This window comes from Streptomyces sp. RLB3-17 (assembly GCF_007113425.2).
Taxonomy (GTDB): Bacteria; Actinomycetota; Actinomycetes; order Streptomycetales; family Streptomycetaceae; genus Streptomyces; species Streptomyces mirabilis_D.
Genome location: NZ_CP041610.2, coordinates 9,767,414 through 9,793,779, shown reverse-complemented (window position 1 = coordinate 9,793,779; position 26,366 = coordinate 9,767,414). Strand labels below are relative to the sequence as shown.

24 protein-coding genes and 1 pseudogene are annotated in these 26,366 nt (G+C 69.8%); 14 read left to right on the top strand and 11 right to left on the bottom strand.

Translation table 11 applies throughout. From position 1 onward, the window contains the following. Nucleotides 1-66: 66 nt before the first annotated feature. Complete coding sequence (locus FNV62_RS44045; RefSeq protein WP_225900918.1) at nt 67-2,004, bottom strand: ABC transporter ATP-binding protein; 1,938 nt, start codon at nt 2,002-2,004, stop codon at nt 67-69. A 219-nt stretch (nt 2,005-2,223) separates the two neighbouring features. On the opposite strand from FNV62_RS44045, the gene FNV62_RS44040 reads away from it, so the two are divergent. From FNV62_RS44040 to FNV62_RS44015, 6 genes are all read left to right on the top strand, one after another. Then, on the top strand, nt 2,224-3,207 hold the full coding sequence (locus FNV62_RS44040; protein ID WP_225900603.1) for a lysylphosphatidylglycerol synthase transmembrane domain-containing protein: 984 nt from the start codon (nt 2,224-2,226) through the stop codon (nt 3,205-3,207). A gap of 97 nt (nt 3,208-3,304) precedes the next feature. Beyond that, the gene (locus tag FNV62_RS44035; RefSeq protein ID WP_097287366.1) at nt 3,305-4,069 is read left to right on the top strand and encodes a crotonase/enoyl-CoA hydratase family protein; all 765 of its coding nucleotides are present in this window, start codon (nt 3,305-3,307) and stop codon (nt 4,067-4,069) included. 318 nt (nt 4,070-4,387) lie between these two features. Then, a complete protein-coding gene (locus FNV62_RS44030) occupies nt 4,388-5,473 on the top strand; it encodes a mechanosensitive ion channel family protein (protein WP_097287365.1) in 1,086 nt (361 codons plus the stop codon). Nucleotides 5,474-5,790: 317 nt separating this feature from the next. Further along, the gene (locus FNV62_RS44025) at nt 5,791-8,010 is read left to right on the top strand and encodes an NADP-dependent isocitrate dehydrogenase (protein WP_054232635.1); all 2,220 of its coding nucleotides are present in this window, start codon (nt 5,791-5,793) and stop codon (nt 8,008-8,010) included. A 187-nt stretch (nt 8,011-8,197) separates the two neighbouring features. Beyond that, entirely contained in the window at nt 8,198-9,259 is a 1,062-nt protein-coding gene (locus FNV62_RS44020) for a nitrous oxide reductase family maturation protein NosD (RefSeq protein WP_144316103.1), read from the top strand. 44 nt (nt 9,260-9,303) lie between these two features. Beyond that, nucleotides 9,304-10,359: a methyltransferase gene (locus FNV62_RS44015; RefSeq protein WP_097287363.1), complete on the top strand. Its 1,056-nt coding sequence runs from the start codon at nt 9,304-9,306 to the stop codon at nt 10,357-10,359. Nucleotides 10,360-10,453: 94 nt separating this feature from the next. On the opposite strand, the gene FNV62_RS44010 is transcribed toward FNV62_RS44015, so the two are convergent. The 7 genes from FNV62_RS44010 to FNV62_RS43980 all read right to left on the bottom strand — a co-directional run bounded on the left by FNV62_RS44010 (nt 10,454) and on the right by FNV62_RS43980 (nt 15,770). Continuing rightward, complete coding sequence (locus FNV62_RS44010) at nt 10,454-10,786, bottom strand: TcmI family type II polyketide cyclase (protein WP_054232638.1); 333 nt, start codon at nt 10,784-10,786, stop codon at nt 10,454-10,456. A gap of 26 nt (nt 10,787-10,812) precedes the next feature. Then, nucleotides 10,813-11,289 carry an SRPBCC family protein gene (locus tag FNV62_RS44005; protein WP_054232639.1) on the bottom strand — a complete coding sequence of 159 codons (477 nt, stop codon included), beginning with the start codon at nt 11,287-11,289 and terminating at the stop codon, nt 10,813-10,815. Nucleotides 11,290-11,291: 2 nt separating this feature from the next. Further along, a complete protein-coding gene (locus FNV62_RS44000; protein WP_054232640.1) occupies nt 11,292-11,552 on the bottom strand; it encodes a phosphopantetheine-binding protein in 261 nt (86 codons plus the stop codon). A 26-nt stretch (nt 11,553-11,578) separates the two neighbouring features. Continuing rightward, nucleotides 11,579-12,835, bottom strand: coding sequence for a ketosynthase chain-length factor (locus FNV62_RS43995; protein WP_060895971.1), 1,257 nt, complete (start codon nt 12,833-12,835; stop codon nt 11,579-11,581). Then, the gene (locus FNV62_RS43990; protein ID WP_097287362.1) at nt 12,832-14,100 is read right to left on the bottom strand and encodes a beta-ketoacyl-[acyl-carrier-protein] synthase family protein; all 1,269 of its coding nucleotides are present in this window, start codon (nt 14,098-14,100) and stop codon (nt 12,832-12,834) included. Before FNV62_RS43990 ends, FNV62_RS43995 begins: the two co-directional genes overlap by 4 nt. After that, complete coding sequence (locus tag FNV62_RS43985; protein ID WP_054232643.1) at nt 14,097-14,579, bottom strand: cupin domain-containing protein; 483 nt, start codon at nt 14,577-14,579, stop codon at nt 14,097-14,099. The genes FNV62_RS43990 and FNV62_RS43985 overlap by 4 nt, the downstream gene beginning before the upstream one ends. A 69-nt stretch (nt 14,580-14,648) precedes the next feature. Next, a complete protein-coding gene (locus FNV62_RS43980) occupies nt 14,649-15,770 on the bottom strand; it encodes a SchA/CurD-like domain-containing protein (protein WP_054232644.1) in 1,122 nt (373 codons plus the stop codon). 254 nt (nt 15,771-16,024) lie between these two features. Here FNV62_RS43980 and FNV62_RS43975 point away from each other — a divergent pair, with 254 nt between their 5' ends. From FNV62_RS43975 to FNV62_RS43960, 4 genes are all read left to right on the top strand, one after another. Then, nucleotides 16,025-17,674: an FAD-dependent oxidoreductase gene (locus tag FNV62_RS43975; protein WP_097287361.1), complete on the top strand. Its 1,650-nt coding sequence runs from the start codon at nt 16,025-16,027 to the stop codon at nt 17,672-17,674. A 434-nt stretch (nt 17,675-18,108) separates the two neighbouring features. Continuing rightward, on the top strand, nt 18,109-18,582 hold the full coding sequence (locus tag FNV62_RS43970; RefSeq protein ID WP_054232646.1) for a carboxymuconolactone decarboxylase family protein: 474 nt from the start codon (nt 18,109-18,111) through the stop codon (nt 18,580-18,582). A gap of 190 nt (nt 18,583-18,772) precedes the next feature. Then, on the top strand, nt 18,773-19,510 hold the full coding sequence (locus FNV62_RS43965; RefSeq protein ID WP_225900602.1) for an SDR family NAD(P)-dependent oxidoreductase: 738 nt from the start codon (nt 18,773-18,775) through the stop codon (nt 19,508-19,510). Between the two features lie 130 nt (nt 19,511-19,640). After that, a complete protein-coding gene (locus FNV62_RS43960) occupies nt 19,641-20,351 on the top strand; it encodes a PIG-L family deacetylase (RefSeq protein ID WP_211180403.1) in 711 nt (236 codons plus the stop codon). Nucleotides 20,352-20,460: 109 nt separating this feature from the next. Here FNV62_RS43960 and FNV62_RS43955 read toward each other — a convergent pair whose 3' ends face one another. The 3 genes and pseudogenes from FNV62_RS43955 to FNV62_RS43945 form a co-directional block, all read right to left on the bottom strand. Beyond that, nucleotides 20,461-21,012, bottom strand: a complete 552-nt coding sequence (locus FNV62_RS43955; RefSeq protein ID WP_144316101.1) for a DUF5134 domain-containing protein — start codon at nt 21,010-21,012, stop codon at nt 20,461-20,463. Nucleotides 21,013-21,081: 69 nt separating this feature from the next. Then, nucleotides 21,082-21,302, bottom strand: a pseudogene (locus FNV62_RS56205) (cupin domain-containing protein); the annotation flags it as partial. A gap of 67 nt (nt 21,303-21,369) precedes the next feature. Further along, nucleotides 21,370-21,561 carry a hypothetical protein gene (locus FNV62_RS43945; RefSeq protein WP_143610073.1) on the bottom strand — a complete coding sequence of 64 codons (192 nt, stop codon included), beginning with the start codon at nt 21,559-21,561 and terminating at the stop codon, nt 21,370-21,372. A 151-nt stretch (nt 21,562-21,712) separates the two neighbouring features. Between FNV62_RS43945 and FNV62_RS43940 the strand changes: the two genes are divergently transcribed. From FNV62_RS43940 to FNV62_RS43925, 4 genes are all read left to right on the top strand, one after another. Continuing rightward, nucleotides 21,713-22,609, top strand: a complete 897-nt coding sequence (locus tag FNV62_RS43940) for an RNA polymerase sigma-70 factor (protein WP_097287357.1) — start codon at nt 21,713-21,715, stop codon at nt 22,607-22,609. Nucleotides 22,610-22,795: 186 nt separating this feature from the next. Further along, nucleotides 22,796-23,293, top strand: a complete 498-nt coding sequence (locus FNV62_RS43935) for an Ohr family peroxiredoxin (RefSeq protein ID WP_097287356.1) — start codon at nt 22,796-22,798, stop codon at nt 23,291-23,293. A 228-nt stretch (nt 23,294-23,521) separates the two neighbouring features. Next, nucleotides 23,522-25,222 carry an FAD-dependent oxidoreductase gene (locus FNV62_RS43930; RefSeq protein ID WP_164331968.1) on the top strand — a complete coding sequence of 567 codons (1,701 nt, stop codon included), beginning with the start codon at nt 23,522-23,524 and terminating at the stop codon, nt 25,220-25,222. Between the two features lie 144 nt (nt 25,223-25,366). After that, nucleotides 25,367-26,110, top strand: coding sequence for an SDR family oxidoreductase (locus FNV62_RS43925; RefSeq protein WP_097287354.1), 744 nt, complete (start codon nt 25,367-25,369; stop codon nt 26,108-26,110). Nucleotides 26,111-26,366: the final 256 nt, after the last annotated feature.

The following is a 26,366-nucleotide window of genomic DNA, read 5'->3' as shown; positions in this document are numbered from 1 at the left end:
GCCGCCCCGCCCCCCGGATCGGATGATCCGGGGGGGGGGCGGGGCGTCGGCCGACGGCCGACGGCTCTACGGGATCGCCTCCGCCGCGACGGCGACCTCCGCCACGCCGTCCCGGTCCGTGCCGACTTCTCGATCCTTGCCGACTTCCCGGTCCTTCTTGAACTGGGTCCGGTACAGCTCCGCGTACCGGCCCTCCGCCGTGAGCAACTCCTCGTGCGTGCCACGCTCCACGATCCGCCCGGCCTCCACGACGAGGATCACGTCGGCGGTCCGCACGGTGGACAGCCGGTGCGCGATCACCACGGCCGTGCGTCCTTCCAGCGCCTCGGTGAGCGCCTCCTGGACGGCCGCCTCCGAGGTGTTGTCCAGATGGGCGGTGGCCTCGTCGAGGATGACGACACGCTGGCGGGCGAGCAGCAACCGGGCGATGGTCATGCGCTGGCGCTCGCCGCCGGAGAGACGGTAACCGCGCTCGCCGACCACGGTGTCGAGGCCGTCGGGCAGCGAGCGTACGAGGTCTTCGAGGCGGGACCTGCGCAGCACGTCCCACAGATCGTCCTCCGTCGCGGAGGGGCGGGCCAGGAGCAGGTTGTCGCGTACCGAGTCGTGGAAGAGGTGACCGTCCTGGGTGACCATGCCGAGGGTCTCGCGCATCGACTCGGCGCTCAGGTCGCGGACGTCGACGCCGCCGATGCGGACGGTGCCCTCGTCGGTGTCGTACAGGCGCGGCAGCAGTTGGGCGATGGTGGACTTGCCGGCGCCGGAGGAGCCGACGAGGGCGACGGTCTGGCCGGGCTCGGCGCGGAAGGACACGCCGTGCAGGACCTCGGCGCCGCCCCGGGTGTCGAGGGCGGCGACCTCCTCGAGGGAGGCGAGGGAGACCTTGTCGGCGGAGGGGTAGGCGAAGCGGACGTCCTGGAACTCCACGGCCGCCGGGCCTTCCGGGACCGTACGGGCGTCCGACTTCTCCTCGATGAGCGGCTTGAGGTCGAGCACCTCGAAGACGCGCTCGAAGCTCACCAGGGCGCTCATGACCTCGACGCGTGCCCCGGCGAGCGAGGTGAGCGGCGCGTACAGGCGGGTCAGCAACAGCGCCAGTGAGACGACGGCGCCCGGCTCCAGGCTGCCGCGCAGCGCGAACCAGCCGCCGAGCCCGTACACGAGCGCCAGCGCCAGGGCGGAGACCAGCGTGAGGGCCGTGATGAACGCCGACTGCGCCATCGCCGTACGCACCCCGATGTCCCGCACCCGCCGGGCCCGCGCCGCGAACTCCGCGGACTCGTCCTCGGGCCGCCCGAAGAGCTTGATGAGCGTGGCGCCGGGCGCGGAGAACCGCTCGGTCATCCGGGTGCCCATCGACGCGTTCAGGTTCGCCGCCTCCCGTTGCAGGCGTGCCATCCGGCTGCCCGTTCGCCGCGCGGGCACCACGAACACCGGCAGCAGCACCAGCGCGAGCAGGGTGATCTGCCAGGACAGGGTGAGCATGACGGCGAGGGTGAGCAGCAGCGTGACGAGATTGCTGACGACTCCGGACAGCGTGTTGCTGAAGGCGCGCTGGGCGCCGATCACGTCGTTGTTGAGTCGACTGACCAGCGCGCCCGTACGGGTACGTGTGAAGAACGCGACCGGCATGCGCTGCACATGATCGAACACAGCCGTCCGCAGATCGAGGATGAGCCCCTCACCGAGCGTCGCCGACAGCCAGCGGCCGAGGAGTCCGAGCGCCGCCTCGGCGAGCGCGATGAGTGCGATGAGCACGGCAAGGCGGATGACGGTGCTTTCCTGGCCGCCGGACACGATGGCGTCCACGACGCGCCCCGCGAGCACCGGCGTCGCGACGGCCAGCAGCGCGGTCAGCACGCTGAGGACCACGAACTGCCCGATGCGGCGGCGATGTGGACGGGCGAAGGCGGCGATGCGACGCAGGGTCGCGCGGGCGAAGGGACGGCGCTCCTGCTGCGCGTTCATGACGCTGTACAGCTGGGTCCAGGCTGTGCTCTCCATGCTCATGGGAGTGACCGTAGGACCTCAAGCATCGTTGAGGTCAATGATTCCCGGACGAAGTCCAGTGAAGAACACAGGAAGTCCTGTGAAGAACACAGTAAGGAATCCATGACGGTATCCACGACGGCGACGCCCCCTCCCGCACCTTGCCCGGCACGTCAGCCGCCGGACGCGCGCCCGCAACCCCCCGTTGGCGCGGCGTGGAGAACCTCTCCCGATGTGACAGCGGTTCGACTTTCCCAGAAGCTTCCCCAGGGGTTCTCCCAAGGATCCCGACGCTTCCCGCTCAGGTCGGTCCTGTGCGTGATCCCGCTCGCCCTCGTCCTGGTGGTCGCGGTGCGGCATCGGTCCGTCCTCATGGAGGGCTTCGGCCATCTGCGCTCGGCCGAGTGGCCGTGGCTGCTGGCGGCCGCCGTCGCGACCTGCCTGACGTGGGTCGCCGCGGCCTCCGCCCGGCAGGGCGCGGTCATGCAGCGGCTGCCCGCGCGTCGGCTGCTCGCCACCCAGTTCGCCGCGGGCGCGGCCAACCACCTGCTGCCGACCGGTCTCGGCGCCGGCGCGGTCAATCTGCGCTTCATGACCGTGTGCGGCGTCCCGCTCGCGCGCTCCTCCGCCGCGCTCGCGCTCTACATGCTCGCGGAGTCGATCGCCCGGCTGACTCTCCTGGTGGGCCTGCTCATCGCGTTCCCGGGAGCCCTGCACATCGGGTCCCTCCTCCCCTCCGGCGCGATCGGTCCCTTGCTGCTCGCCGCGGGAGTGGTCCTCCTGGCCGCGGTGGCCACGCTTCTTCTCGTACGACGGCTGCGCGGGGCCGTGTTGTCGTTCCTGCGCACCGCGCTCGGCGAGGCCCGCTCCGTGCACACCCGTCCGGCACGCGCGCTCGCCCTGTGGGGCGGATCGCTCGCCTTCCCGCTGCTGCAGGCCGCCGGGCTGACCGCGGTCGGTCAGGCGATGAACCTGGCGGTGCCGCCCCTGCACATGGCTCTGGCGTATCTGGCGGCGACGGCGGCCGTCGCGATGGTGCCCACGCCGGGCGGCATCGGTTCGGTGGAGGCGGCGCTGATCGTCGCGCTCGTGGCGGCGGGCGGCCCGGTGGCCGTGGCGACGGCGGTCGTGCTGGCGTACCGGATCATCACGGTGTGGGTGCCGCTGCTGCCCGGGGCGCTGACCCTGGGGGCGCTGGTCCGTCTGAAGGTGATCTGAGCGGCACGGCTCCGCGTCGCCACCGGAAGCTCCGGAGTAACCTCCCCTTACGCCGCTCAGGAGAAGGCGTACGTGGCCGGGAGAAGGGGACAGCACGATGTCGGTCCGGATCGAACGCCAGGGGTACGTCACCACGGTCGTCCTCTCCCGCCCCGCCGCCCGCAACGCCGTGGACGGGCCGACCGCCGCCGAACTCGCCGACGCTTTCCGGCAGTTCGAGGCGGACGAGACGGCCCGGGTGGCGGTGCTCTGGGGCGAGGGCGGCACGTTCTGCGCCGGCGCGGACCTCAAGGCGATCGGCACCGAGTACGGCAACAGGGTCGCGGAGGACGGTGACGGGCCGATGGGTCCCACCCGGCTGCGGCTGTCCAAGCCGGTCATCGCGGCGGTCGCGGGGCACGCCGTGGCGGGCGGCCTGGAACTGGCGCTCTGGTGCGATCTGCGGGTCGCCGAGCAGGACGCCGTCTTCGGCGTCTTCTGCCGCCGTTGGGGCGTCCCGCTCATCGACGGCGGTACCGTACGGCTCCCCCGCCTCATCGGCGCGAGCCGTGCGATGGACATGATCCTCACCGGCCGCGCGGTCCCGGCCGCCGAGGCGTACGAGATGGGCCTCGCCAACCGGCTCGTCCCGACCGGCCGCGCCCGGGCCGAGGCCGAGGAACTCGCCGCGGCCATCGCCGACTTCCCCCAGTCCTGCCTGCGCAGCGACCGCGCGTCGGTCCTCGACCAGGAGGGCCTGGTCGAGGAGGCGGCCATGCGCGTCGAACTCCGTTACGGCATGGATGTGTTGGCCGAGGGCATGGAGGGCGCCGCCCGCTTCGCGTCGGGAGCCGGGCGGCACGGCTCGTTCACGGCGCGGTAGCGGGCCGGGGCCTGTGCCGTGTCGCGGCTCTCGGCCCGGTCGGGTCGGTCTCGACCGGACCGGCCCCGGCCGAGGCCCTGGTGACGGACCGACAGGAGTGGTCGGCAGGGACGTCGGCAGACGTGGTCGGCAGGTGTGCCGGAAGCGTGCGGGCCCGGTAACGGACGTACCCGTGAGTACGGCAGGATGAGAGGTCGCCCCGGACGACGAACACGCGTCCGGGCGTGATCGTGCATTCCCGGATTCGAGCAGGTGGCAAGTGACGACACAGCACATCCGGCCCACGGGCCTTCCCCTCCGTCACACGGGAGGCGGCCGGTGAAACACTCCCTCACACTGGACGACCTGATGATGGCCGGGATACCCGTGGTGGCGGGACTGCTGGCCGCGTTCCTGCTGCGCATACTGCTGCGCTGGCTCGGCAAGCACGCCTCGCGCACCCGGTGGAGCGGTGACGACTTCATCGTCGACGCGCTGCGTACGCTCGTCCCCTGGGGAGCGATCGCCGCGGGTGTCTCGGCGGCGGGCGCGGTGCTTCCGCTGACGGCTCCGGTCGGACGCAACGTCAACAAGGTCCTGACCGTCGTCCTCATCTTCGTCGCGACCCTGACCGCGGCCCGGGTCATCACCGGTCTCGTGCGGTCGCTGGCCCAGTCCCGCTCGGGTGTCGCGGGTTCGGCCACCATCTTCGTCAACATCACCCGGGTCGTGGTGCTGGCGATGGGCTTCCTCGTCATGCTGCAGACGCTGGGCATCTCCATAGCCCCGCTGCTCACGGCCCTGGGTGTGGGCGGTCTCGCGGTGGCACTCGCCCTCCAGGACACCCTCGCCAACCTCTTCGCGGGCGTCCACATCCTCGCCTCGAAGACCGTCCAGCCCGGCGACTACATACGGCTCAGCAGCGGCGAGGAGGGCTACGTCGTCGACATCAACTGGCGCAACACGACGGTCCGTCAGCTCTCCAACAACCTGGTCATCATCCCCAACGCCCAGCTCGCGGGCACCAACATGACCAACTTCAACCGCCCCGAGCAGCAGATGACCCTCATCGTCCAGGTCGGCGTCGGCTACGACAGCGACCTGGAGCACGTCGAGCGCGTGACCACCGAGGTCGTCACCGAGACGATGACCGAGATCACCGGCGCCGTCCCGGACCACGAGCCCGCCGTCCGCTTCCACACCTTCGGCGACTCCCGCATCAGCTTCAGCGTCATCCTCGGCGTCGGGGAGTTCAGCGACCAGTACCGGATCAAGCACGAATTCATCAAGCGCCTGCACAAGCGGTACCGGGAGGAGGGCATCCGGATTCCGGCGCCCACGCGGACGGTGGCGCTGCAGCCGGGCGGGGCGGAACTGCTCGAGGCGGGCATACCGCACCAGCGCGAGGCCACGTCGGGGAGGTAGAGCCCGGGAAGCCGGGCCGGTCCCGCCCCCGAGACCTCGGAGGCGACGGCGACGCGGTCCTCGGTGCTCGGTGCTCGCGAAGGAGCCCCGGTGACACTCGGCGGAGCACGCGACACGGACGGTCACCCCGGCGTGCTCCGGCAGCGGGCGCGCCGGGGTGACCCGCGACTTTCCGCCCATGTGCGGGTCACGGTGGCGTCGACCGGCGCGGCCGTGGGGGCCTTCACGGCGATGGCGGGCGGACCCCTGTCGAGTCGGGGTCGCTCACGAGATATCTTGATGTCGAGCAATGTTGCAGACGTGGAGCGGAGCACCCGGTGACTGACTCGACCATCATTTACACGCACACTGACGAGGCCCCGGCCCTGGCGACGTATTCGTTCCTGCCGGTGGTCCAGGCGTACGCCTCGCAGGCGGGTGTCACTGTGGAGACCCGTGACATCTCGCTGGCCGGGCGCATCCTCGCGCTCTTCCCCGAGTTCCTCGAGGAGGGGCAGCGCGTTCCCGACGCCCTCGCCGAGCTCGGTGACCTGGCCAAGACGCCCGAGGCCAACATCATCAAGCTGCCGAACGTCTCGGCCTCGATCCCGCAGCTGAAGGCCGCGGTCGCCGAGCTCCAGGAGCAGGGCTACGCGCTCCCGGCCTACCCGGACGACCCGAAGTCGGACGAGGAGCGCGACATCCGCGCCCGTTACGACAAGGTCAAGGGCTCCGCCGTGAACCCGGTCCTGCGCGAGGGCAACTCCGACCGCCGCGCCCCCGCGTCGGTCAAGAACTACGCCAAGACCCACCCGCACCGCATGGGCGCCTGGACCCCCGAGTCCAAGACCAACGTCGCCACCATGGGCGCCGACGACTTCCGCTCCACCGAGAAGTCCACGGTGATCTCCGAGGCGGGCTCGCTCCGCATCGAGCTGGCGGGCGACGACGGCTCCACCACCGTGCTGCGCGAGTCGGTACCCGTCCTCGCGGGCGAGGTCGTCGACGCGTCCGTCATGCACGTCGCGCCGCTGCGCGAGTTCCTCACGGCGCAGATCGCCCGCGCCAAGGCCGAGGACGTGCTGTTCTCCGTGCACCTCAAGGCCACGATGATGAAGGTCTCCGACCCGATCGTCTTCGGCCACGTCGTACGCGCCTTCTTCCCCAAGACGTTCGCGAAGTACGGCGAGACCTTCGCCGCCGCCGGTCTGACCCCGAACGACGGTCTGGGCGGCATCTTCAAGGGCCTGGAGGCGCTGCCCGAGGGCGCCGAGATCAAGGCGTCCTTCGACGCCGAGCTCGCCGAGGGCCCGGCCCTCGCGATGGTCGACTCGGACAAGGGCATCACCAACCTGCACGTCCCCTCCGACGTGATCGTCGACGCCTCCATGCCGGCGATGATCCGCACCTCCGGCCACATGTGGGGCCCGGACGGCCAGGAGGCCGACACCCTCGCCGTCCTCCCGGACAGCAGCTACTCCGGCGTCTACCAGGTCGTCATCGACGACTGCCGCGCCCACGGCGCCTTCGACCCGTCCACCATGGGCTCGGTGCCGAACGTCGGTCTGATGGCCCAGAAGGCCGAGGAGTACGGCAGCCACGACAAGACCTTCGAGATCCCCACCACCGGCACGGTCCGCCTCGTCGACCAGGCCGGCAACGTGGTCCTGGAGCAGGCCGTCGGCGCGGGCGACATCTTCCGCGCCTGCCAGACCAAGGACGACCCGATCAAGGACTGGGTGAAGCTGGCCGTCACCCGCGCCCGCGCCACCGGCGACCCGGCGGTGTTCTGGCTGGACGAGACCCGCGCCCACGACACGCAGCTGATCGAGAAGGTCAACGCGTACCTGCCGGAGCACGACACCGAGGGCCTGGAGATCAAGATCCTGTCCCCGGTCGAGGCGACGAAGTTCTCCCTGGAGCGCATCCGCAAGGGCCTGAACACCATCTCGGTCACCGGCAACGTCCTGCGTGACTACCTGACCGACCTGTTCCCGATCCTGGAGCTGGGCACCAGCGCCAAGATGCTCTCCGTCGTTCCGCTGATGGCGGGTGGCGGCCTCTTCGAGACGGGTGCCGGCGGCTCCGCCCCGAAGCACGTCCAGCAGCTGGTCAAGGAGAACTACCTGCGCTGGGACAGCCTGGGCGAGTTCTTCGCCCTCGCGGCCAGCTTCGAGCACCTCGCGCAGAGCACGGGCAACGCGCGCGCTCAGGTGCTCGCCGACACCCTTGACCGCGCGACGGCGACCTTCCTCAACGAGGACAAGTCGCCGACCCGTCGCGTCGGCGGCATCGACAACCGCGGCAGCCACTTCTACCTGGGCCTGTACTGGGCGCAGGAGTTGGCCAAGCAGACCGACGACGCGGACCTCGCCAAGGCGTTCGCCCCGCTCGCCGAGACGCTGACCGCGCAGGAGCGGACGATCGTCGACGAGCTGCTCGCGGTCCAGGGCAAGCCCGCCGACATCGGCGGCTACTACCAGCCCGACCCGGCCAAGGCCGCGACCGTCATGCGCCCCTCGGCCACCTGGAACGCGACGCTCGCGACCCTCGCCTGACACACCGTCGGCGCCCACGCGTCACCACCGCACCGCCCCGGCCGGGTTCTCCGGCCGGGGCGGTCGCGTGTCCGCCGACGCCGCTGCCTCCGACGGCTCACCCTTACGCGCGCAGGCAGGTGACATCGGCGGTCCACCTGGGTGATCAGCGGTGGCGGGCCGGAACACCCGCTCTTAGCTTCGGCCTATGACGAAACGACAGATGGCCTACCTCGCCTGCACCGCAGCCGTCACGGCGTCGGTGCTGGGTGCCGCCCCGTCGACCGAGCACCCGACGGTGCACTGGGTCAAACCCGGCGGGTCGATCCAGCAGGCCGTGAATTCCGCACACCCGGGGGACACCGTCGTCCTCTCCCCCGGCACCTACCACGAGAGTGTCCGCGTCACGGTGTCGAACCTGACGCTGCGCGGCTACGGTGCGCGCTCCACCGTCATCGTGCCGGGCAAGGCCTCCGGCAGCTGCGCCAGGGCCGGCGACGGGATCTGCGTCACCGGAACGGACAAAAAGCGCGTCAAGGACGTCACCATCAGCTCACTGACTCTCAGAGGCTTCGCCAAGCACGGCCTGTGGGCGTCGGGCACCGACCGGCTGACGGTCCAGGGAGTGGTCGCCGAGAAGAACGGCCAGTGGGGCATCGCCCAGGAGCGCTCCGTGCGCGGGGTGTTCCGCTACAACCTCGCCCGGAACAACGGCGACGCCGGACTGTTCCTGTCCAACACGGTCAGCACCGAGGAGGGCGCCCGGGACACCATGGGGACGGTCGTCAGTCACAACCTTCTGACCGGCAACCGGATCGGCGTCACGGTCCGGCGGCTGCGGAACCTGACCGTCGATCACAACGAGGCGACCGGCAACTGCGCCGCGGTGTTCGTCGTGGGCGACGAGAACAAGCCGCACGTCGGGGCGCTGAGCGTGGTCCGCAACTACGTCCACGCCAACAACAAGTACTGCCCCAAGACCCCCCGTCTGCCCTTCCTGCAGGGCTCCGGGATCGTCCTCACCGGCGCCGAGAGGACACTGGTGGCGGAGAACAGGGTCGAGGACAACGTGGGCACCTCCCCGCTGTCCGGCGGCATCGTTCTGTTCAAGAGCTTCGTGGGCGCCATCAACGAGCACAACGAGATCCGCAACAACCTGGCGCAGCGCAACGGCAAGGCAGACCTCGCCAACCGCGACCGCGCCAAGGGCAAGCGCAACAACTTCCACGACAACACCTGCGCGCACTCCGAGCCCGCCGGACTGTGCTGACCCCTCCCCCCCCACCAGCACGACCCCAGAAGCGAGGCACCACGATGACCACTGTTGATCCGGCTCCCCCGAGCACGGTCGACCCGGCTCCGCCACCGCCGTCCATGCGGCTGCGGGAGCTCGCCTTCGGAGCGGCCTGCGCCGCCGCCGTACGGGCGGCCGCCCGCCTCGGCGTGGCGGACGCCCTGGGCGACACGCCCATGCGCGTGGAGGACCTGGCGGCGACGGTGAAGGCCCAGCCGAAGACCCTGCGGCGGCTGCTGCGCGCGCTGTCCTGCCAGGGGGTCTTCACCGAACTCCCGGACGGCACCTTCGCGCACACGGAGATGTCCCGGCTGCTGCGCGAGGACGACCCGCACAGCCTCCGCTACATCGCCCTGTGGTGCACCGAGCCGTGGACGTGGAACGTCTGGCCGAAGCTCGACGAGGCGGTGCGCTCCGGCCGGAACGTCTTCGAGGACGTGTACGAGCGGGAGTTCTTCGACTACCTCAACGAAGAGGCCCCGGAGTCGGCGTACGTGTTCAACCGGGCCATGACGACGTCCAGCGAGCAGTCGGCGCGGGACGTGGCGAACCTTCTCGATCTGCGCGGCGTGTCCTCGGTCGCGGACATCGGCGGCGGTCAGGGCCAGGTCCTGGTCAGCCTGCTGGAGAAGCACCCCGGGATGCACGGCACGCTGCTCGACCTGCCGGGAGTGGTGGAGAACGCCGATCCCCGGCTGCGCGGCGGCGGTTCGCTGGCCGAGCGGGTGCGCGTCGTGGCCGGGGACTGCCGTGAGGACATCCCGGTCCAGGCGGACCTGTACATCATCAAGAACATCCTGGAGTGGGACGACGACAGCACCCGCAGGGCGCTGGCCAACATCCGCAAGGCGGCGCGGCCCGGTGCCCGCGTCGTCGTCATCGAGAACCTCGTGGACGACACCCCGTCGATGCGGTTCACCACGGCCATGGACCTGCTGCTGCTCCTCAATGTCGGCGGTGCGAAGCACACCCGGCAGAGCATGGTCGACCGGCTGACGGACGCGGGGCTCGTCATCGACGAGTTCCGTCCGGTCAACGCGTATCTGCACGCCTTCGAGTGCACGATCCCCAGCTGATCCGGCCTTCCCGGCGCACCGGGAAAAACCCGAGGCCGCCGGCTCCGCGTCCATCGCGGGGTCGGCGGCCTCGGGTTGTGTCCGGGCGTTCGCCTCAGGAGACGGCGTCCCGCTCCCAGCGGTAGAAGCACTGGGCCATGGCGTCCTTGGGGCTGCGCCACGTCTGCGGGTCGTACGCGCTGACGTACGCCGACAGCTGCTCGCTGACGCTCCGGAACTCGGGGTGCCCGACCACCTTCGCGATGGCGGGCGCCGGGTCCTTGTCGGCTTCGATGAGGTGCATGTACACATCACCGAACTGGAAGAGGCTGCGCCGCTTGACGCCGATCAGGTGCGGGAGTTCACCGCGGTCGGAGGCGGCGAACACATCGGCGATCGCCGGGGCCGAGTCGGGCGCCATGCGCGCGACGATGAGGGCGTGGTGCATCGGTTGTCCTTCCTGAGTTCCGGCTGTCAGCCGGGCATCGGCGCGTTCTGACGGTCGCGGGCGACCTTCTCGATCCGGTCCCGGATGAGCTCCATCTGGACGCGGGAGTTGCGGTTGATGTTGTCCGTCATCCAGGCGTCGTCGACCGGGGCCTCGGGCTTCATCGCGAAGTCCTGCACCCAGTGCATGTGGGTGCCCTCGGGGGTCTCCTCGTACTCCCACCGGATGTTCATGTGGTCGAAGGGGCCCGTCTCGACGCGGCGGGCGCGGACCGTCCGCCTGGCGCGGTCCACGGTCCGCTCCGAGACCCAGCTCCAGACCTTGCCGTTCTCGTCCGGGTGCATGGTCAGGCGGAACTTCGTCGTGTCGCCGTCGCGGGAGAGCACTTCCAGGGACGCGTACTCGCTGAAGAGCTGCGGCCAGTTCTCGATGTCGTTGGTGATGTCCCAGACGAGGTCGAGAGGGGCGTCGATGGTGATGCTGTTCTCGGTGTGTCCTGCCACTTTCAGGCTCCAGCCTTGAGGGTGTTGTTGACGAGGTCGAGGAACTCACGGGGGGTCTTGCAGCGCTCGGCGTCGGGGGGCAGCGGCTGGCTGTACCGGTTCTCCAGCTCACCGACGATGCCGAGCAGGCCGAGCGAGTCGAGGCCGAGGGTGCCGAACGGGGAGTCGGACGACTTCTCGAGGTCCTCGGGGTCGACGGAGACACCGGCCGCCTTCTTCATCAGCGAGGCCAGTTCGATGAGGGTCACTTCGGTGGTGATCATGAGTCTGTTCTCCTTCCCGCCCGGTCCTATCGGGCGGAGTCGCCGCCACGGCGCACTACCAGCGCCGCGTTGGAGCCCATCAGTCCCCTGCTGAGGACCAGGGCCGTGTGCAGCTCGGTGGGACGAGCGCTCGACATCACCAGGTCGAGGTCGTGGCAGATGTCGAACACGTTGGGGGTGGGGGGTACCTGGCCGTTCTCCATGGCGAGCACCGCGGCCGCGGTGTCCAGCACGGGTGCCCCGCAGTAGGCCCGCCCGATGCCCGTCTTGGGCGCCGTGACGGGGACCCGGGTGCCGTGCTTACCGAGGGCGTCGGCAATGGCCAGGGCTTCGGCGCGGTCCGCCTCCGGAACGCCCAGGGCGTCGGCGAACACGACGTCGATCTCCTCCGGAGCGCAGCCGGCCTCGTCGAGGGCGCCACGGATCGCGTGGGCGAGACCCTCTCTGGACCGCTCCCAACGGGAGGCTCCGGTGAACGTGGCTCCATGGCCGGCCACGATGGCCCGGACGGCCGCCCCGCGCTCACGGGCGCGGGTCTCGTCCTCCACGACGAGCATGGCTCCCCCCTCCGCGGGAGCGAAGCCGCGCGCTCCCGCGGTGAAGGGCCGATAGGCCTGACCGGGATCCTCGGCGGTGCTGATCTCGGGGTATCCGAGCTGGCACACCATCGAGTACGGGGCGAGGGGGGCCTCCGCGGATCCGACGACCACCGCGCCGGTGCCGCGCCGTACACCCCGGGCGGCGAGCGCGATGGAGTCCAGGCCACCCGCCTCGTCGCTCGCGACCACTCCACACGGTCCCTTGAAGCCGCCCCGGATGGAGATCTGGCCGGTGCTGGCGGCGTAGAACCAGGCGATGGACTGGTACGGGCCCACGTACCGGGATCCCTGGCCCCACAGCTTCTGGAGCTCGCGCTGTCCGAACTCGCCGCCACCCGATCCGGCGGCGGTGATCACGCCGATGTCGTACGGGTCCGCGGGGTCACCGTGGCCGAGGCCGGCGTCGTCGAGGGCGAGCACGGTCGCCGCCATCGCGAAGTGGCTGAAGCGGTCCGTCTGGACGAGGAACCGCTCCTCGATGAGGGCCGCGGCGTCGAAGGCCCGGACCTCGCCCGCGATACGGAGCGGCAGGTGCTCACATCCCTCGCGGGTGATCCGGTCCAGGACGACGAGGCCTTCTCTGACGGACTTCCAGTACGCGTCGGCGCGCAGTCCGTTGGGCGCGATCACACCGATGCCGGTGATGGCCGCGCGCCGGGGGCGCTGAGTGCGCTGAGTGGTCATCGGTTCCTCCCACCCGGCCCGCTCAGGAGCACCGCGGACTGGAATCCGCCGAATCCGCTGCCCACGGAGAGCACGTTGCTCAGCTTCCGCGGGCGTGCGGTGCGCGGCACGTAGTCCAGGTCGCACTCGGGGTCGGGAGTCTCGTAGTTCGCCGTGGGCGGCACCACTTGGTGCTTCAGGGCGAGGACGCAGGCGACGACCTCTATCGCGCCGATCGCGCCCAGCGAGTGCCCCACCATGGACTTGATGGAGCTCATGGGCGTCTTGTAGGCGTGCTCGCCCAGGGACCGCTTGACCGCGGCGGTCTCGTGCCGGTCGTTCTGTCGGGTGCCCGAGCCGTGCGCGTTGACGTAGTCGATCAGGGTGGGGTCGAGGCGGGCCTGGTCGAGCGTGGTGTCGATCGCCCGGGCCATCTCCAGCCCCTCGCTGGTCAGACCGGTCATGTGGTAGGCGTTGCCGTAGGTGGCGTAGCCGCTTATCTCGCAGTAGATGTGCGCGCCGCGGGCTCGGGCGTGCTCGTACTCCTCCAGGACCAGTACCGCGCCGCCCTCGCCCATGACGAAGCCGTTGCGGTGGGCGTCGAAGGGCCGGGAGGCGTGCTCGGGGTCGTCGTTGTCGGGTGAGGTGGCCTTGATGGCGTCGAAGCAGGCCATGGTGATCGGGGATATCGGAGAGTCCGACGCCCCGGCTATGCAGACGTCCGCCCGGCCCTCCTCGATGGTGTGGAAGGCGTAGCCGACCGCGTCGAGTCCGGAGGTGCAGCCGGTGGAGACGGTCTGCACCGGTCCCTGGGCACCGAACTCCTCGGCGACGACCGAGGCCAGCGTGCTGGGCGAGAACGCCAGGTGCAGCTGCGGGTCGGCCGCGCGGTGGTCCACGTCCCACCGCCGGCCCCGTTCGCTGACCTGGACGTAGTCGTGTTCCAGGCGGGTGGTGCCGCCGACGGCGCTGCCCAGGGAGACCGCGACCCGCCAGGGGTCCTCCTTGCCGGTGTCGAGTCCGGAGTCCCGGACGGCTTCCCCGGCCGCGACCACGGCGAACTGGATGTACCGGTCGACGTGTTCGCTCAGCTCCGGGTCGAGGCCGTGCGCGAGCGGGTCGAAGTCGCATTCGGCGGCTATGCGGGAACGCAGGCCCGCCGGGTCGAACAGCGAGATGCCACGGGTCGCGGTGCGGCCGTTGGACAGGAGGTCCCAGAACGCCGTCGCCCCGGTGCCGCCCGGAGCGACCACACCGACACCGGTGACGGCCACCCGCCGGGTCACTTTATGGCCCCACTTCGCTCGGACGGCTGTCCGTGGTCCGGCGCGGACAGGTCCGCCCCGGCGGTGGCGAACTCGGGGCCGGGCGCGGTGTCGTCGGTCACCTCCGTGTCGACGTGGCCGAGGCTCGGACGCGGAGCGAGCGGGCCCAGGTGGAAGACCATGCGGGCTTCCGTGTCGCCGACGTTGCGGAAGCGGTGCCGCATGTTGATCGGGATCAGCAGACCCTGATCGGGCCGCAGGGCGAAGCTGTCGCCGTCCAGGTCCACTTCGAGGGCGCCGTTGACGACGTACACGAACTCCTCGGAGTACGGGTGGTAGTGCTCACCGATGCGCTCGCCGGGCTGGATGAGGGCCAGGCCCATGAAGCCGCTGGTGGACCCGGCCGTGGCGGGCGTGAGCATGGCCCGGATGTCGCCTCCGCGCCTGCGGTTGGGTTCCGTCTCGCTCAGGTCCACGATGCGTGGATGCTTCTTGAACATGCTTGATACCTCCGGGTGGGGCAGTGACGTCCGGGGAGGGAGGGCCGCGGACGGAGCCGCGGCCCTCTGTCAGGAATCCGCCGAGCGGTCGGTGACGGGCATCATGTCGACGTGCGACAGGAGGCGGTTGATGTTGCGTTCCGTCTCCAGGGAGCCCTCGACGCCGATCGCGGCACCGTCGAGGAGACGCTCCAGCTCCGCGGCCTTCTTCGCGCCCTTGACACCGAGCGCGGCGACGGGGTCCGCGTCCAGCTCGCCCGTCACGTCGATGAGACGCACCACGATGTCGTCGCGCTGGAAGACCGTGCTCCGGTACACCGGGCTCTTCGGGTCCTCCGCCGCGGCTTCGTCCTGATGGGCGAGCAACCTGGCCAGCTCCATCCCGCAGCCTGGCTTGGCCGGGTAGTAGAGCGCGTGACGGCGCACGTCCTCGGGTGCCTTGCGGCCGGACGTCACGTGATGCACGGACGGCAGCGCGGCCCGGGTGAAGAAGACCCGCGCCGAGTCGGGGTCCCTCAGGTCCCGGTCCTGCTCCAGGTACGGGTTGATGGCCTCCTCGACCGCCCGTACCTCGGGCTGACGGGCGACGTGACGCAGTGCCGCCATGAGGTCGCCCTCCACCTCCACCGCACGCACGACACGGTTGCCGTGCATGAAGAGGGAGGTGCGCCGCAGCCGCGTGGTGTCGTCGACCTGGGCCTGGGGGGACTCGTACCCGGCGAGGATCTCCGCGACCTTCGACTCGGTACCCGGCTTGACGGTGAAGGTGAGGGCATGGCGTGCCACACCTTCGCCCACCCGGGCCTCGACCTGCATGCCCGCCTTGGCCGACTTCTGGCCGTGCGGCTGGGCGGGACTGGTCTCCCGAAGGATGCTGTAGCGCATCGAGCGGGTGTCCCGGACGCAGTTGTGCATCGGCCGGACCGTCTCGACGTGCTCCTCGCTGTTCACCCAGGCGAGGAAGGGCGGGGCGCTCTCCCATTCGCTGGTGATGAGCCACTGCGAGGGGTTCTCGATCGACTGGCAGAGCTGGTCGCTGAGGTGTCCGGGAACGGACGCGACCTGATTGCGCATGTGCTCGTACGCGTCGAGGAACTGCTCCTGGGCTCCTTCGTACAGGTCGAGCAGCAGGATCACCCGAAGTCTGGAGCCGTCGAACGCCGATTGCGATATACGTCCCGAAGTAGTCATCCGGCACACCTCTTCTCTTCTTCACGGAAGGTCAGGAACGACCGCCGTGTCCCAAAGACCGGGGTCGCCATGTGCCGATCGTTGACGCGACCCCCGAGGCGCGCGAGCCCGCCGGTGCGGACGAGTGAACTGTGTGCCATCCGGGTGCCCGGAGCGCGCGATCCTCTCCGCACAGGGCATGGAAACTGATGGCCGTTCAAAGCGGCCGGCATCCCATCCCTGACTCACCTCGCGGGTGACGCTGGAGGCAATCAATGAACCGATTGGAAGAGGCCGGCGAGGTCGGTCAGCACACGCCGGTCCTCATCGTCGGCGGCTCCCTGGTGGGCCTGTCCACCTCGCTGTTCCTGGGCCGGCTCGGTGTGCCCCACCTGCTGGTCGAACGCCATTCGGGCACCTCGATCCATCCGCGTGGACGCGGCAACAACGTGCGCACGATGGAGCTGTTCCGGGTGGCCGGGGTGCAGCGGCGCATCGAGGAGGCCGCCTCGGTCCTGGCGGAGAACCACGGCATCATGCAGACGCCGACACTGGTGGGCGACGCCGGTGAGTGGCTGTTCAAGGAGATCGACCCTGGCGGCGGGCTCGCCCGCTTCAGCCCCGGCGCGTGGTGCCTGTGCAGCCAGAACGACCTGGAGCCGGTGCTGCTGAAGAGCGCCCGGGAACTGGGCGGGGACCTGCGCTTCTCCACCGAGATGCTGTCGTTCGAGCAGGACGCGCACGGGATCACCGCGCAGCTCAAGAGCCGGGAGACGGGCGAGCACAGCACCGTCCGCGCGGGCTACCTGGTCGCGGCGGACGGCCCACGCAGCCCGATCCGCGAGCGGCTCGCCATCGGACAGAGCGGACCGGGTGACCTCTTCCACAATGTGAGCGTCACATTCACCTCCCGGGGCCTCGCGGATGTCGTCGGCGACCGGCGCTTCATCGTCTGCTACCTGACCAACCCGGAGGCCGACGGAGCGCTCCTGCCGGTCGACAACGAGGAGCACTGGGTCTTCCACGCGCCCTGGCACCCCGAACACGGCGAGACCCTGGAGGAGTTCACCGACGAGCGGTGCGCGGACCACATCCGACGCGCCGTGGGCGTGCCCGATCTCGATGTGCGGATCACCGGCAGGGCCGCCTGGCACGCCGCCGAGCGGGTCGCCGAGCGCTACTCAGACGGCAGGGTGTTCCTGGCCGGCGACTCGGCCCACGAGATGTCCCCCACTGGTGCGTTCGGCTCCAACACCGGAATCCAGGACGGGCACAACCTCGCCTGGAAACTGGCCGCGGTGCTGGGCGGCTGGGCGGGCCCCGGACTGCTGAAGTCCTACGACGCCGAGCGCCGCCCGGTCGCGGAGGCGACCAGCGCCCGCGCCTCGTCGCGTTCGGTCGAGCACAGCCACCCCGGGTACATCCCCGCCCCGGGAGCCGCCGGCCCCGGCGGCAAGAAGGGCGGCATCCTCAACGTGGCGCTGGCCTACCGCTATCCGCGCGGCGCGGTCCTGGGCGCCGACCAGAACGCGCCGATCGTCCCCGACGGCCTGCGCCTGACCGGCGAACCCGGCAGCCGGGCACCGCACATGTGGCTGGACCGCGCCGGCACCCGGGTCTCCACCCTCGACCTGTACGAGCGGTCCATGGTGCTCCTGACCTCGTCGGACAAGTGGCACAGCGCGGCGAAGGACGTCGCCCAGCGGCTGTCCGTCCCGCTCGACGCGTACCGGATCGGCAGCGGCACCGACGCGGAGCTCTCCCCCGCGAGCGACACGGACTGGGCGGAGGTGCACGGCGTCACCGAGGACGGAGCGGTGCTGGTCCGCCCCGACGGATTCGTCGCCTGGCGCTCCGAGGGCCCGTCGGCGAGCCCCGAGACGGCACTGCGGGAGGCCCTCACGGCGATCCTGGACCGGGGCTGACGGCTCCGTTCACACCGTGATTTCGACGTCCGCGTCGGCGCAGCGCGCCGGTACCCGTTCCGGGTGAGCCGAGGGTCTCACCCGGAACGGCCCGACCGCCGCTCCTCCTCGCGTACGCGGCGAGCCTCCTGACCGCCGTCCAGCCATGCCTTCAGACCACGGTGTCCCCGGTACGTCAGGAGATAGTGGTTGGCGCGGACCAGCGGGCGCGTCGTCCCTGCGCACCGCGCCACAACAAGGGTGTGCTGCCGCCCGCAAGAGTGGCATGTGCACCGCGGCGGCGCGGCCGCCGACACCCATCTCCCGGGCTTCACCTGGCACGACGGGTATCCACAACCGAACGGATGAGACTCAGGCCACACAGAGGCGCTGTCACACGCCTTCGGTCACCTCGGTCATTAGTTGTGTATCCACAACACTGCAAGGAGATCACCGTGGAATCGCGTCTCAACTTCTTCGGCAACCCGCTCGCGGGGAAGGTGCTGAAGCACATCAACTCTGCCAACAAGGTGATTGCGGACTCGACGCTCCCGGCCGCGACCCAGGAGCTGGTGAAGATCCGCTCCAGCCAGATCAACGGCTGCGGTTTCTGCACCGACATGCACACCAAGGACGCCACGCACGCCGGGGAGACCCAGCAGCGCCTCAACCTGGTCGCGGCCTGGCGGGAGGCCACGGTCTTCACCGACGCCGAGCGCGCCGCCCTGGAGCTGACCGAGCAGGGCACCCGCATCGCCGACGCGGCCGGCGGGGTCACGGACGAGGCCTGGGCGAACGCCGCCAAGCACTACGACGAGGACCAGCTCGCCGCGCTGGTCTCCCTCATCGCCGTCATCAACGCCTACAACCGCGTGAACGTCATCGTTCAGCAGCCGGCCGGCGACTACCAGCCCGGCCAGTTCGGCTGACCGCCCCCCCCGTCCGGCCCGCACAGTCCGCCGCACGCCCGACCCATGGCGCGGAGACGGACCGCCCCCACCCACGACGGCGGGCGGGCCGTGCGGAGGACTTCGCCACCCCGCAGCCCGGGACGCCACCGGCGGACCCGAACTTCACGAGCCGAGAGGGATCATGCCCCGCACTACCGCCCCACGCTTCGTGGACCGTGTCGCAATCGTCTCAGGGGCGGGATCGGGCATCGGCCGAGCCACCTCGATCGCCCTGGCCGAGTCGGGGGCACGCGTCCTCGGCGTGGGACGCCGCAAGGAAGCCCTGGAACAGACGGCTCACGGCCACTCCACCATCGCGGTCCTGCCGCTGGACATCTGCGAGGAGGGCGCCGCGGACACGGTCGTGGCCACCGCCGTGGAGTGGTGGGGCCGCATCGACGTCCTCGTGAACAACGCCGGTGTCACTGCCGTGATGCCTCTGGCGGACACCGACCGGTCGGTGATCTCCCGCCTGTTCGACCTCAACGTGACGGCCCCGAGCATGCTCGCCCATGCGGCGCTGCCGCACCTCCGCGACTCATCGGGTTCCATCGTCAACGTCTCGAGCACCTACGGTCACCGTCCGCTGGCCGGAGGAGCCCACTACGCCGCCACCAAGAGCGCCATGGAGCAGCTGACGCGGAGCTGGGCACTCGAACTGGCGCCGGAGGGAGTGCGGGTGAACGCGATCGCCCCCGGCCCCACCAGGACGGATGTCCTGGCGGCGGCCGGCCTGCCGCAGGACGCCATCGCCGAGCTGCTCAGCCACGAGCGTGACCGCATCCCCACAGGCCGAATCGGCGACCCGAAAGACGTCGCGGACTGGATCCTGCGTGTCGCCGATCCCTCGGGCCCCTTCATCACCGGTCAAGTGCTGACGCTCGACGGAGGTCTGGAGCTCGTCTGATCTCCACGCAGTCCGGCACCTCCCCGCGCCCCACTTCACTGTGGGCACCTCTCATGCGCGGCGGAAATGACGGGAACAATCCCTGAAAGCAGGCGCTGTGACCGATTCGCCTCTCGCGCGACTGCGGCCGATGCCGACCGACTGGCAACGTGCACTGGCCGTGGTGGCCCATCCTGATGATCTCGAGTACGGGTGCTCGGCCGCTGTCGCGGCCTGGATCCAGGACGGCCGTGAGATCGCCTACGTCCTCGCCACCCGCGGCGAAGCGGGCATCGACACGCTGGCACCGGCCGAGGCCGGACCGCTGAGGGAAAGGGAGCAGCGTGCCAGTGCCGCCGCCGTCGGGGTCTCCGCGGTGGAGTTCCTCGACCACCCGGACGGCACGATCGAGTACGGCCTCTCCCTGCGCCGCGACATCGCCGCTGCCATCCGCCGTCACCGGCCCGAGTTGCTGATCACTCTGAACCATCATGAGACCTGGGGTTCGGGTGTCTGGAACACCCCGGATCACGTGGCCGTCGGGCGCGCCGCCCTCGACGCGGCGGCGGACGCCGGCAACCGCTGGATCTTCCCTGAACTGGCCGAGCAGGAGCTGCGCCCCTGGAACGGCGTGCGATGGGTCGCCGTCGCCAACTCCCCGAACCCCACCCACGCGGTACGTGCGGACCGGGGCCTCGAACAGGCGGTGCAGTCACTGCTTCAGCATCGTACGTACATCGAGGCGTTGAGCGACGAGGACCCCGAGACGTACACGCGCCGCTTCCTGAGGGACAGCACCGGCGAGCACAGTGCGCGGTTCGGCGGGAAGCCGGCGGTCGTCTTCGAATTGTTCAGCCGCTGAGCGCGGCGCGACGGCCGTGGCCCGGGTTCAGTGACTGACCGAGGCGAGATCGGTGATCGCGGCCAGGTGTCAGTCCCTGCGGGAGAAGGGGCCGGGGGTCACTCGGCCGTCAGTGGTGCATGAGCAGCATGATGACCGTGCCCAGGGCCATCGATCCGTGCCAGAAGTGGGTGTACGGCGCTCTGATACCGGTGGAGCTGTCCGCGATGCCCGGAGCTCTGCGCAGCACGGGCATGTCCCGGGTCAACGACCGCAGAGCGCACGCGAGGAGGTACAGCGCCAGCACCCCGGTGACCACGCCGCCGGCCTTCGACCCCGTGGAGTGACCGAGGTGCGTCATCCAGGCCATTGCGGCCATGCCCGCCGCGTACGGCAACCTCCGTGCGACGTCGGTCAGTTCGAACTGCCGTTGACGGCTGACGGCGGTCAGCGGGAACCACAGCGCGGCGGCCGCGAAGAAGATTGTCCGCGCCTCCGGCAGCATGCCGCCCCCGTTCCACGGCATCACCGCCATGGCCAGGGCCATGACGGTGTGCAGAAGGTGGTCGCCTCGGCTGCGCCATCCGGAACTCCGCGAAAGGAGGCCGCACCACAGCGCGTGGACGGCCCCGGCCGCGAACAGCGCTGTCAGCATGCAGCGCACGACATCACTGGCGCTCATGCCGGATCGCGCCCTCCCACAGAGCGCACGGGCTCGGTTCCGAACCGGCCTGTGCGAGCAGCCAGCAGGTCAGTCGGTGGGTCGCGGGGCCCGCAGGTGGGCCCGCTGCTCCGGTTCCTCCTCCTCGACCACTTCGAGCATGGGCTTGCCCGGCGCGCACATCATGGCCACGACGAACCGGGTCCCCGCATCGGCCGGCGCGTTGCCGTCCTGGTAGTGGATCGGGTCACCACCCGGTTCCCAGAACGTCCCGCCGGCCCCGAGTGACGGTGCGGCGGAGTTCCCGGATCTGTGACATGAAAAACCGTATCCGAGCCTCGGGAGGACCGCTCGGCGGACGGAGGTTGTCGAGCGGTGTCACACCGTCGGGACGGCGAGGGTGTCGATGCCACGACCGGGGAGGGCCTCGCCGAGTCGTTGCGCGACGCCGAGCATCACGTACCGCCCACCCGGGGCACGGAACCTTCGCCGAGTGGCCCGCCCGGCGATGAGTCCCTCCGCGGCGGAGTACGGCTTCGCCACACTGCCCGAGCAGCCCGATCCCGCCACGCCGACAGCGCGGCTCGGGCGCCGATACGCGCGACAGCGGTGACCATCGCCCGAGGTCGGCGGCCTCTCCCCCCTCGCTCAAGATCCTCCAGAGGAGGCGCGCACCGCTGCGGCAGCTTGTAGCATGGTGCTGCACTTCTGGAGGACATTTATGCGCGCCCGGGATGACGCAGACTCTCTCGACCAGGCAACGAGGGAATTCATGGCGGCGCGTCCCCACCTCTTCGGCATCGCCTACCGCGTGCTGGGCAGTGTCGTGGAGGCCGAGGACATCGTCCAGGATGCGTGGCTGCGCTGGCAGAACACCAACCGTGCCGACATCGTGGAGCCGACCGCGTTCCTGGCCACGGTCACCTCCCGTCTGGCGATCAACCTGGCCCAGTCGGCACCGAAGCGACGTGAGTCGTACATCGGGCCGTGGCTGCCGGAGCCGGTCGACACACGCATGGATCCGCAGCTCGGTGCGGAACGAGCGGAGGCGCTCGACATGGCGGTTCTTCACCTAATGGAGAAATTGAACCCAGTGGAACGGGCCGCCTACGTTCTGCGGGAGGCCTTCGACTACCCGTACAAGCGGATCGCGGACATGTTGGAGACGAGCGAAGCCAATACACGCCAGTTGGTGAGCCGTGCCCGGAAACGACTTTCGGCGGAACGCAGGGACCCCGTGAGTCCTGCCGCCCACCGGCGGCTGCTGGAGGTGTTCCTCTCCGCGGCGCAGACCGGCAACCTGTCGGTCCTCGAGGACGTTCTCACCGCGGACGTGGTCAGCTACAGCGACGGCGGAGGGATCCGCGGAGCGTCCAAGATTCCGGTCGTCGGACGTTCTCATGTCTCCAAGTACCTCGCCGCCTTCGCCCCACGTTTCTGGCCCCCGACGGAGGTTCGCTGGGTGGAGGCCAACGGCAGGCCGGCCGTCCTTGTCTCGGCCGATGGAAACAGCGTGGCTCTGTTGTCCGTCGATGTGTCGGAGCGAGGCATCGAAAGCATCATGTGGGTCATGAATCCGGCGAAACTGGCACCCTACGTGGCCTCGCTGGACAGCTGAGGCAACTCGGCGAGCGGTGCTGCGCCGGAGCCACCCGCCGGCGTCACAAGAGGAGTGACTTGTCGGTCAACTCGTTGTCCGGGATCTCGGATTCTCTGAGACGCGAAGGTAGATCACAGACATGACGCTTTTCGCAGTTGCTTCTACCCGTTCGTCCGTGTCCTGGACCACTGACGGAGTCGCGCGGTGAACGACCAGTTCCGGTCGCCCGGTCTGTCCACCGACAAGGACTTCGACGGCGATTCCTTTGCGCCCATCTACATCACGACGGTGACGGTGAGCGGTGGGACAGCGGCTCATGGCCGAGCCTCCGGGAGGGCCCGCTCGGACGACGGAGTCCTGGATCTCGACCTGCGCATGCCTGCCGAGCTGGGCGGAGACGGCCGCGGATCGAATCCCGAGCAGTTGTTCGCCGCCGGTTTCGCGGCCTGCTTCCATGGCGCCGTCACTCTCGTGGCACGACAGGCCGCACTCGACCCCACCCCGATCTCCGTCGAGGCGACCGTGGCGTTCGGACGGGATCCGGAAGACGGCGGTTACGTGCTGCATGTCGACCTGGTGGTCACATGGCCGGACATCGATCCCGAGGTCGCCGCTCCAGTTCTCGCGAAGGCGGATTCGCTGTGCCCCTACGTGAGGATGGCACGGCAGGGAACGCCGACCACCATCACGCTGGCTTCCTGATGCGGTCCCGGAGATATGACCAAGAGACCGCCGATGTTGTGACAGCCGCCGCGCGGTCCCATGGGCGACCCTTTCGATGCGACTCGGACGTACCTCTGGACGACGTCCCGCCGTGACACCCCGATGGCGCCGAGCGTGTCACAGATACCTCGGCGGCCCGGTCGTAGTGAGTGACAACCTTGGCGATCGGAGTAAACCGTGGCTATCACCGAACAACGTCTTGCCACCATGGTGCTGGTGATCGGCACCGGAGGGGCCGGGCTGCGAGCGGCGATCGAGCTGGCCGAGGCCGGCGTCGACGTCCTGGCGGTCGGCAAGCGTCCCAGGGAGGACGCCCATACCGCGCTCGCCGCCGGGGGAATCAACGCGGCCCTGGCCACCATGGATCCCGAGGACAGCTGGCAGCAGCACGCCGCCGACACTCTCAAGGAGAGTTATCTGCTGGCCGACCCTCGCACCGTCGAGATCGTCACCCAGGGCGCCGCCCGGGGCATCGACGACCTGGACCGCTACGGCATGGCCTTCGCCCGGGAAGAGGACGGCCGGATCTCCCAGCGCTTCTTCGGCGCGCACAAGTACCGGCGGACCGCCTTCGCCGGTGACTACACCGGTCTGGAGATCCAGCGCACGCTGATCAGGCGGGCGGACCAGCTCGACATTCCGGTGCTCGACGGCGTCTACATCACCCGGCTCCTGGTACACGACGGCGCTGTCTTCGGCGCCTACGGGTTCGACCTCACGAACGGGAAGCGCTACCTGATCCACGCGGACGCGGTCATTCTTGCCGCGGGCGGCCATACGCGTATCTGGCGGCGTACCTCCTCGCGGCGCGACGAGAACACGGGCGATTCCTTCCGCCTGGCGGTGGAGGCCGGGGCACGTCTGCGCGACGCCGAGCTGGTGCAGTTCCATCCTTCCGGGATCATCGAGCCGGAGAACGCGGCCGGAACCCTGGTCAGTGAGGCCGCCCGGGGTGAGGGCGGGATCCTGCGCAACGCGCTCGGGGAACGGTTCATGAGCCGTTATGACCCCGTCCGGATGGAGCTGTCCACCCGCGACCGTGTGGCGCTGGCCTCCTACACGGAGATCAAGGAGGGGCGCGGCACGCCCAACGGAGGCGTGTGGCTCGACGTCTCGCACCTGCCACGGCACACGATCATGACGCGGCTGCCCCGGGTCTACCAGACACTCCTGGACCTGCAGATGCTGGACATCACCCGCGAACCGATCGAGATCGCGCCCACCGCGCACTACTCGATGGGCGGGGTGTGGGTGCGTCCCGAGGACCACAGCACCGATGTGCGTGGCCTGTACGCCATCGGTGAGGCGTCGAGCGGGCTGCACGGCGCCAATCGCCTCGGCGGGAACAGTCTCATCGAGCTGCTGGTCTTCGGCCGCATCACGGGCCGGGCGGCGGCCGCCTACTCGCAGTCGCTGACCGCGCAGCCGCGGTCGGCGTCGGCCGTCGCGGAGGCCCGCGCGGAGATCGACGACCTTCTCGTCGCCGACGGGCCGGAGAACGTCCGGGCCCTGCAGCGCGCCATCCGCAACACCATGACCGAGCATGCGGGGGTCGTACGCGACGAGGAGGGCCTGCGCGCCGGGCTGGCGGAGCTCTCGGTGATCGAGAAGAGGATGGCGGACATCGGCGTCCACCCGGACATCGCCGGCTATCAGGACCTCGCGCACACCTTTGATCTCAAATCCGCCGCCCTGGCGGCCCGGGCCACTCTCGAGTCGGCTCTGGAACGTCGTGAGACGCGTGGCTGTCACAACCGCAGCGACTACCCCGAACCGGATCCCGCCCTGCGGGTCAATCTCGTGTGGTCCCCGACGACGGGCATCACTCGCGAAAGCATTCCGGCCGTCCCGGACGAGATTTCCGCGCTGATGGAGGAGGTCTCGACCGACGGAAAACTCGCCGAATGACCTGCCACGTCCGACCGGGCCGCCGAGGGCAGACGGGAGGAATCCTCTCGATTCCTCCGAGCCGGCTGTCACAAAAAAAGCCATTTCCCTGTCTCTTCTGATGCAGACGAAATTTGTCCAGGAAAACTTCCGAGAGGATCCGTCATGAAGGTCGTAGTGATCGGTGGAACCGGGCTCATCGGCTCGCATCTGGTCGGCAAGCTCGACGCGGACGGGCACGACGCGGTCGCTGCCGCGCCCAGCACCGGCGTCAACACCCTGACGGGCGAGGGTCTGGCCGAGGTCCTGGAGGGCGCCTCGGTCGTCGTCGACGTGTCCAACTCCCCCTCTTTCGAGGACGAGGCCGTCATGGACTTCTTCCGCGCCTCCACGGCCAACCTCCTGAAGGCGGAGGCCGACGCCGGCGTGCAGCACCACGTGGCGCTGTCCGTGGTCGGCACCGAGCGTCTCCAGGGGAGCGGTTACTTCCGTGCCAAGCAGGCCCAGGAAGAACTGATCAAGGCGTCCGGCATGCCGTACTCCATCGTCCACGCCACGCAGTTCTTCGAGTTCGCAAAGGGGCTCGCCGACGGGGTCACCGACGGCGACACCGTGCGTCTGCCCGCCGGGAAGATCCGGCCCATCGTCTCCGACGACGTGGCCGCGGCCGTCGGCCGCACCGCGGTCGGCTCCCCGGTCAACGGCGTGGTGGAGGTCGCGGGCCCGGAGACGTTCGAGCTCGAGGAGTTCATCCGCATGGGACTCGCCGCCAAGAACGACACCCGCAAGATCGTCACTGACCCGAAGGCCACGTACTGGGGTGCCGAGCTGCAGGATGCCACGCTCCTGCCGGGTCCGGACGCGCACATCGCCGAGACCAGGTTCTCCGACTGGCTCGCACAGCAGTAAGTCCCGCGGTGGCCCCTGTCAGCAGACGGGGGCCACCTCTTTTCTTCGGCCACGGGTCACGATCCCGGCTTGCGCGTTCACGACGGGCAACATTTCGCTCGACCGGAATTCTCGGATTCCATCGCAGGGCCACAGCGTGCCGGAATTCAACAGTCGCCGCGGAGGGCGGTACGCGGGGTGTGAACGGCCGCCTCGACCGCGGCAGTTGTGGCCTGCGCGGGCCGGTCGCCCCGACGGCCGGCTCGCGCACAGGACG

Bases quoted from the DNA above. Each gene is read 5' to 3' on its own strand.
- FNV62_RS44045 (WP_225900918.1), bottom strand. From the start codon at position 2,004: ATGGAGAGCACAGCCTGGACCCAGCTGTACAGCGTCATGAACGCGCAG.
- FNV62_RS44035 (WP_097287366.1), top strand. From the start codon at position 3,305: ATGTCGGTCCGGATCGAACGCCAGGGGTACGTCACCACGGTCGTCCTC.
- FNV62_RS44020 (WP_144316103.1), top strand. From the start codon at position 8,198: ATGACGAAACGACAGATGGCCTACCTCGCCTGCACCGCAGCCGTCACG.
- FNV62_RS44015 (WP_097287363.1), top strand. From the start codon at position 9,304: ATGACCACTGTTGATCCGGCTCCCCCGAGCACGGTCGACCCGGCTCCG.
- FNV62_RS44010 (WP_054232638.1), bottom strand. From the start codon at position 10,786: ATGCACCACGCCCTCATCGTCGCGCGCATGGCGCCCGACTCGGCCCCG.
- FNV62_RS44000 (WP_054232640.1), bottom strand. From the start codon at position 11,552: ATGATCACCACCGAAGTGACCCTCATCGAACTGGCCTCGCTGATGAAG.
- FNV62_RS43995 (WP_060895971.1), bottom strand. From the start codon at position 12,835: ATGACCACTCAGCGCACTCAGCGCCCCCGGCGCGCGGCCATCACCGGC.
- FNV62_RS43985 (WP_054232643.1), bottom strand. From the start codon at position 14,579: ATGTTCAAGAAGCATCCACGCATCGTGGACCTGAGCGAGACGGAACCC.
- FNV62_RS43980 (WP_054232644.1), bottom strand. From the start codon at position 15,770: ATGACTACTTCGGGACGTATATCGCAATCGGCGTTCGACGGCTCCAGA.
- FNV62_RS43975 (WP_097287361.1), top strand. From the start codon at position 16,025: ATGAACCGATTGGAAGAGGCCGGCGAGGTCGGTCAGCACACGCCGGTC.
- FNV62_RS43960 (WP_211180403.1), top strand. From the start codon at position 19,641: ATGCCGACCGACTGGCAACGTGCACTGGCCGTGGTGGCCCATCCTGAT.
- FNV62_RS43955 (WP_144316101.1), bottom strand. From the start codon at position 21,012: ATGAGCGCCAGTGATGTCGTGCGCTGCATGCTGACAGCGCTGTTCGCG.
- FNV62_RS43940 (WP_097287357.1), top strand. From the start codon at position 21,713: ATGCGCGCCCGGGATGACGCAGACTCTCTCGACCAGGCAACGAGGGAA.
- FNV62_RS43930 (WP_164331968.1), top strand. From the start codon at position 23,522: ATGGTGCTGGTGATCGGCACCGGAGGGGCCGGGCTGCGAGCGGCGATC.
- FNV62_RS43925 (WP_097287354.1), top strand. From the start codon at position 25,367: ATGAAGGTCGTAGTGATCGGTGGAACCGGGCTCATCGGCTCGCATCTG.